Genomic DNA, 6398 nt, shown 5'->3' with positions numbered 1-6398 from the left:
ATCCGCTGCAGTTTCTAAAATCTTGATTCCACCCGTGATATTAATAAAAACATCATAGCGATTGAGTGGAATCTCTAGCTTACGTTCTAATAGGGCTAAAATCATATTTAAACGATTAGAATCGAAGCCAGTAGAAGAGCGTTTAGGCATTCCATAAGAGCAGTCACTTACAAGGGCTTGCACTTCTAAAACAAGTGGGCGAGAACCTTCTATTACAACGCTTAATGCACTTCCGGGTGCAGATGTTTTTTGATTGAAAAAAATCTTAGAAGCTTCTTTTGCTCCAACTAAGCCATTACTTTTCATTTCAAAAATTCCAATTTCACTTGTATTGCCAAAACGATTTTTGAACCCTCTTAAAAAACGCAATTCGCGACTAGAATCCCCCTCAAAATAAAGAACGCAATCCACCATATGTTCTAAAATCCTAGGTCCAGCAATCGCCCCATCTTTAGTAATGTGTCCGATGATGAATACGCAGATTCCACGTTCTTTTGCTAAACGCATTAGTTCAAAGGTTACTTCACGCACTTGTGAAACACTGCCAGGGCTTGAGCTGATATTCTCACTATAAAGCGTCTGAATGCTATCAATTACAATCATAGAATAGTGGTGTTCGTTTGTATGGATTGTGCCTAAAATTTCTTCCAATTTTATTGCGTTAAGTAAAAAGAGATTTTCACAAATTGCATTCAGTCGTTCTGCACGTAGTTTGATTTGAGAGGCACTCTCTTCCCCGCTAACATAGAGGATTTTTTTGCCCATTTTAGCAAGATTGCTTGATATTTTTAATAAAAGTGTAGATTTCCCAACGCCCGGACTTCCACCAACTAAATACATTCCTCCAAGCACGATTCCACCTCCAAGCACGATGTCTAATTCTTGCTCTTTGCTGCTAAAACGCACAAACTCTTCTTCTTGCACTTCTGTAATTGGCATAACTTTGTTAGTATTTAGAGTGGATTGAGTAGTTTTCAAGGCTTCAATTTGCTCAAGTTTAAGTTCTAAAAAACTTTCCCAAGCTCCACAATTAGAGCATTTACCAAGCCATTTTCTGCTTTGGAATCCACAATGCTGACATTCAAAAAGTTGTGTTTTTTTCTTTGCCATTTTTAACCTTTGAAATTGATTGAAATCTTTTAAAATTTATAGATTATGCTGAAAGGATTAGTATCTTGAATTTAGTTTTTTCATTGATTGTGCGGTTTAATTTTCAAAAATAGAATCCAAAAGAGTCGTAATATATTCTTCTTCATTAAATGCAATCATATCCTCTGCCCTCTCACCTACACCAATGTATAAAATAGGGACGCGCAAAGTATGAAGGATACTAAAAATTGCTCCTCCTTTACTTGTGCCATCTAGCTTAGTTACAATGACACCATCTATCCCACCTAAAGTGTGGCTAAAAACCTTTGCTTGTTCCAAACTAGAAGTTCCTTGAGTGCCATCTAAAATTAAGATTTTTTGATGTGGAGAACCAGATTTTGCCTTATCACAAATGCGCATAATTTTTTGCAACTCTTGTTGTAGATTGTTTTGATTGTGTAATCTACCCGCCGTATCAATGAGTGCAATATCTATATTTTTAGCAATGGCTGAAGAAATTGTGTCAAAAGCCACTGCGGAAGGGTCGTGTCCGATTTTTGAAGCAATCACAGGAAGATTTAATCTCTGTCCCCATAGCTTTAATTGCTCAATTGCTGCTGCTCTAAATGTATCTCCAGCCCCTAAAATCACGCTTTTGCCTTGTTTTTGGTAGAGATTGGCTAGTTTGGCAATTGTTGTGGTTTTGCCCGCACCATTGACGCCTACAATCAGATGCACACAAGGTTTTTCTTCTATGGTTTTTGGCTGCACTTTGTCATAATAACTCTCTCCGCGAAAGAGTCTAAATAAAGCAACTTCAAGCTCATTGCGACTAATTTCACTTCCAAGTGGGCTTAGAATCATCTCTAGGAGTTCATAATCCATATCTGTTGCAATTAAAATTTCTTCTAATGTTTCTTTGCTAAGTTTTTTATGAGATTTTGGAAGTAAATCACGAATGTTTTGTGTGGTTTTTTGTAAGGTTTTTTTAAAGATTTCAAGCATTATTGTGCCTTTATTTTTGCTAGATTTTGTGAGAGGTCAAACTCAATCATTTCTTCTGGAATCGCGCCTAGATAGTGGATAATATATTTTCCATCTTTGTCATAAAGTGCGATCAGTGGCACACCCTCAATTCCTCCAAGCGCATTAAAGAGTTTGGAGCGATTTTCATCTAAGATAATTGGCATATTGATAGCATTTTCTTCATTAAAAACTTGTATAATACCCTTCAAGTTTTCTACTTCTCCTACCAAGTCATCTATTGGGATTGCATAAAGTGTAATTTGTTCTCCAAATTGTTGTTTAAGGTTTTCTAAATGAGGTAAAATGCCCTTGCAAGGGTCGCACCAAGTTGTGAAAAATAATAATACTTTAAGGTTATTTTGGTTTGAAGTAATGATAAGATTCTTTAAAATATTTTCTTTTTTAGGTTCAATATTTTTAAAATTATTTTGTTCCTTAGGCGGTTTTTGATTAATGTTTAATTCTGTCCCATCACTACTTTTTAAAACAAGATTTTCTAGAATCTCTTGTTTTTTTTCTATGGTTTGATTGGTTTGTTCATTTTCTTGTTTCTGACAACCTAAAAAACTCAAGCAAAATCCAACTATTACACTAAGCAAAATCCAACGCATTTCTTTCCTTTTTTAAAATTTTATATTAACAAATTGCAGAGATTATGGGACAAATAAAGATTCAAGTGGTGTTTTTTCAAAATTACCAAGCTTTACCATTTGCTCTAATGGAATCTTCAATTTAATGATTCCATTAGCATAAGGCATTATTTCATAGGGTTGATAAATAAAAATAAAGGAATCATAATCTAGCAAGATTGCTTCTGAAACTTTGAAAGATTCAAAATCCACAAAAGCTTCTGATTCTACGCTTTTTAGGTAGTTTTGATATTCTTGCCATAAAAGGCTTTTTAATTCCGCATTATTAAAATCTATCATTGTGTTTAAAGGAATAATTCCGTTTTCTTTAGACAATATCACACCCCATTGGCTAGAGATTCCGTGTGCGCCACCGGTATAAAGATAATTATTTTTTAAAAATACGATTAAATTATTATCAAAATAATATAAAAAATCTCCTTTCTGTTCTTCAAATGATGAAGTATTTAAAAATTTTTCTATTACCTTTTCTTCGCTCTTATTTTCTGTTTGTGAGAATTCTTTAAAGAAATTTTGCATTGAATCTTGCGCATTATTTAAAAACACACTTTTTGCACTTTTGCAATCAAAAGATTTTTTATACATTTGTTGTAAGATTTCTTGAGCTTTTGAATCTTTAGAACAATAAAATTGTATAGAAGTTAAAGCATTCGTGCTTTGTTTTGGGTCCTTTGGATATTGGTAAGTTACTTCTTGTTGTTGTAAAATCATAGAATCTATTAATTTGAGATTTAATTTTAGATTTTGTGTAGTCGTAAGCGCACCTGTAATTGCGCCATCTTCAACTTTTAAAGCCAAGTTTTTGCATTGGAGAGTGCCATCTTTAAGAGCGGTGGGTTCTTGTGTCTTTGTTGGATCGTTTTCAAATAATGGTATGCAACGTCCCAAATTACGATTACCAGCATATAGAATCCCGTCTTTTGAATTTGCAACAAAAAGTAGAGAATCTTCTTTGGCAGAGGTTTTGTTTAATATTTTTGCTTGAGAGGGTGAGAGGAGGAAAGTTTGATAAGTAAAGTCTAAAGCCATAGAATTTAAACCAAAACATAATATCAAAATCCCAAATAACCTAGAAAAATTAACACTTCGTTGTTTCATTACAAGTTCCTTTATAAATTTAATTTAGAATAAATTTAGAATGCAGAATTTTATCATTATTTTCCTAAAATCTCTTGATTTTTTTTAAAACCATCGCTATAATTTTACTCTCACTTTTGCTTTTATGCGGGAGTAGCTCAGTGGTAGAGCATAACCTTGCCAAGGTTGGGGCCGCGGGTTCGATCCCCGTCTCCCGCTCCATAGCTAAATCATAAAAGTAATTTAAACTTATAGTTAATGCCCGGGTGGTGAAATGGTAGACACAAGGGACTTAAAATCCCTCGGACATTGCGTCCGTGCCGGTTCAAGTCCGGCCTCGGGCACCACAATATAAATGGCGACATAGCCAAGCGGTAAGGCATGGGCCTGCAAAGCCTTGATTCCCCAGTTCGAATCTGGGTGTCGCCTCCAATCTAAATTTTCAGTTTTTCTCGGGAGATGGCTGAGTGGTCGATAGCGGCGGTCTTGAAAACCGTTGAGGATAACACCTCCGGGGGTTCGAATCCCTCTCTCCCGGCCACAGCTTTGATATATTAACATTAGATTCTGCCAATGAGAAATTTTGTTTTATAGCAATATTACTTTATACTCACGCAAGTAAAATATAGGCATAAGATTCCCCTATACTAATTCTAGTTCCAACTTTGGTTTGGGCGATAATCCAAAAGCACCGCAATTGAGTAAAAAACACACAATGGGATTCAAAGTTTTTTGGATATATTATTCCATTAATTGCTTACCAACAGACGATATAAAACATTGTGAAAAAATGGCATAAAAGGCTTCGCTCTACTTCAAACCTTTAAATCAAAATCAATGTGAGATTCCCGCTACAAGTCAATTTTAAAGCGAAACACGATAAAATCACGCATTTAACAAAAGGTAGAGAAATGAGTGCTTATGAGACGATTATTGGGCTTGAAGTGCATGTTCAGCTAAATACTAAAACAAAGATTTTTTGTGCGTGCGCAACAAGTTTTGGTGAAGAAGCAAATAAAAATGTTTGTCCTACTTGTTTGGGATTGCCCGGTGCGTTACCGGTTCTAAATCGTGAAGTAGTGAAAAAAGCAATTTCTTTTGGCACAGCCATTAATGCTAATATTAATCAAAGCTCGGTATTTGCGCGTAAAAATTATTTTTATCCTGATTTGCCAAAGGCGTATCAAATTAGTCAATTTGAGATTCCAATCGTGGGGCAAGGTGCAATTGAGATTGAAGTCAATGGAGAGCAGAAAATTATCGGTGTAACGCGTGCGCATATGGAGGAAGATGCAGGGAAAAATATTCACGAAAGTCATTATTCTAAAGTGGATTTAAACCGCGCTTGCACACCGCTTTTAGAGATTGTGAGCGAACCTGATATGAGAAGTAGTGATGAAGCCATTGCTTATCTTAAAAAATTGCATTCTATTGTGAGATTTCTAGGAATCTCTGATGCAAATATGCAAGAAGGGAGCTTTCGTTGTGATGCAAATGTTTCTATTCGTCCTAAAGGAGATTCTAAGCTTTACACACGCGTAGAAATTAAAAATTTAAACAGCTTTAAGTTTATTCAAAAAGCAATTGAATACGAAGTGGAGCGACAAATTGAAGCTTGGGAAGCGGGCAAATACAAAAGTGAAGTTGTGCAAGAAACTCGTCTTTTTGATACTGCCAAAGGCACTACGCGTTCAATGCGTGGTAAAGAAGAAGCGGCGGATTATCGCTATTTTCCTGACCCTGATTTATTACCTGTATTTATTGATGAAACCCTTATGCGTGAGGGGCGTGAGATTCCAGAAATGCCTGATGAAAAACGCGCAAGATATGTGCGGGAGTTTGGCATTAAAGTAAGTGATGCGAGTGTGCTAACCGGTGATCTTGAAATGGCATTATATTTTGAGGATATGCTGCGCTTAGGTGCGAGTGCTAAGGGTGCGGTTACTTGGCTAACTATCGAGCTTCTAGGACGATTAAAGGGAGAGAATACTCTGCAAAATTGTGGTGTGGATTCTGCTACACTAGCGACTTTGGTCCAACGTATTGATGAGGGAAAAATTAGCGGAAAAAGCGCAAAAGAAATCCTTGATGTGCTAGTGCAGAATCGCGGAGGTGATGTAGATAAACTCATTGTGGAAATGGGCTTGGAGCAAGTGAGTGATGATGGAGCAATTTTAGCAGCGGTTGAGGAAGTTTTAAAAGCAAATGTGGAGAAAGTTGCAGAATATAAAAGCGGAAAAGATAAGCTTTTGGGATTCTTTGTCGGGCAAGTGATGAAAAACGCAAAAGGCGTGAATCCTGCAAAAGTGAATGAATTATTGAAAGAAAAGTTAAAATAAATTGAGATTTTATGCTAAAATACTCTCTTTATAAATTCCATAAGGAGACAAAATGAATCCAAATAATGCAGTACAAAGAGTGCAAAATCATTTAAGCTTTAAACTAGGGCAAGAAATGATGAAGTCTGCGGGGGGGGGGGGGCTTTTATTTAGGCGTTTGAAAGTAATTAAAAAGCACAAAAAAGAAAAAAAATATTATAAACAAGCTATTAAACAA

Annotated in this window: 5 protein-coding genes and 4 tRNA genes; 5 read left to right on the top strand and 4 right to left on the bottom strand. The window is 35.8% G+C overall.

Annotation, left to right across the window (positions count from 1 at the left end; translation table 11 throughout):
• From radA to Q0Y61_RS09275, 4 genes are all read right to left on the bottom strand, one after another.
• Positions 1-1110: DNA repair protein RadA (gene radA, locus Q0Y61_RS09290; RefSeq protein ID WP_297814354.1), on the bottom strand; the 1110-nt coding region annotated here is incomplete at its 3' end.
• A gap of 96 nt (positions 1111-1206) precedes the next feature.
• Positions 1207-2094 carry a signal recognition particle-docking protein FtsY gene (gene ftsY / locus Q0Y61_RS09285; protein ID WP_297814351.1) on the bottom strand — a complete coding sequence of 296 codons (888 nt, stop codon included), beginning with the start codon at positions 2092-2094 and terminating at the stop codon, positions 1207-1209.
• On the bottom strand, positions 2094-2726 hold the full coding sequence (locus Q0Y61_RS09280; protein ID WP_297814350.1) for a TlpA disulfide reductase family protein: 633 nt from the start codon (positions 2724-2726) through the stop codon (positions 2094-2096). Before Q0Y61_RS09280 ends, ftsY begins: the two co-directional genes overlap by 1 nt.
• Before the next feature lie 42 nt (positions 2727-2768).
• Complete coding sequence (locus Q0Y61_RS09275; protein WP_297814348.1) at positions 2769-3863, bottom strand: DUF3298 and DUF4163 domain-containing protein; 1095 nt, start codon at positions 3861-3863, stop codon at positions 2769-2771.
• Positions 3864-3989: 126 nt separating this feature from the next.
• Here Q0Y61_RS09275 and Q0Y61_RS09270 point away from each other — a divergent pair.
• The 5 genes from Q0Y61_RS09270 to gatB all read left to right on the top strand — a co-directional run bounded on the left by Q0Y61_RS09270 (position 3990) and on the right by gatB (position 6181).
• Positions 3990-4064: transfer RNA gene (locus Q0Y61_RS09270), tRNA-Gly, on the top strand.
• Between the two features lie 38 nt (positions 4065-4102).
• A tRNA-Leu gene (locus Q0Y61_RS09265) sits at positions 4103-4189 on the top strand.
• Positions 4190-4199: 10 nt separating this feature from the next.
• Positions 4200-4274, top strand: a tRNA-Cys gene (locus tag Q0Y61_RS09260).
• Positions 4275-4295: 21 nt separating this feature from the next.
• Positions 4296-4383 (top strand) — tRNA-Ser (locus Q0Y61_RS09255).
• A 370-nt stretch (positions 4384-4753) separates the two neighbouring features.
• Entirely contained in the window at positions 4754-6181 is a 1428-nt protein-coding gene (gene gatB, locus Q0Y61_RS09250; protein WP_297814346.1) for an Asp-tRNA(Asn)/Glu-tRNA(Gln) amidotransferase subunit GatB, read from the top strand.
• Positions 6182-6398 lie beyond the last annotated feature (217 nt).

The organism is uncultured Helicobacter sp. (assembly GCF_947367035.1).
In the GTDB taxonomy this organism is placed as follows: domain Bacteria; phylum Campylobacterota; class Campylobacteria; order Campylobacterales; family Helicobacteraceae; genus Helicobacter_D.
The sequence above is the reverse complement of the archived record's forward strand: the minus strand, read 5'-3'. Positions and strand labels throughout refer to the sequence as shown.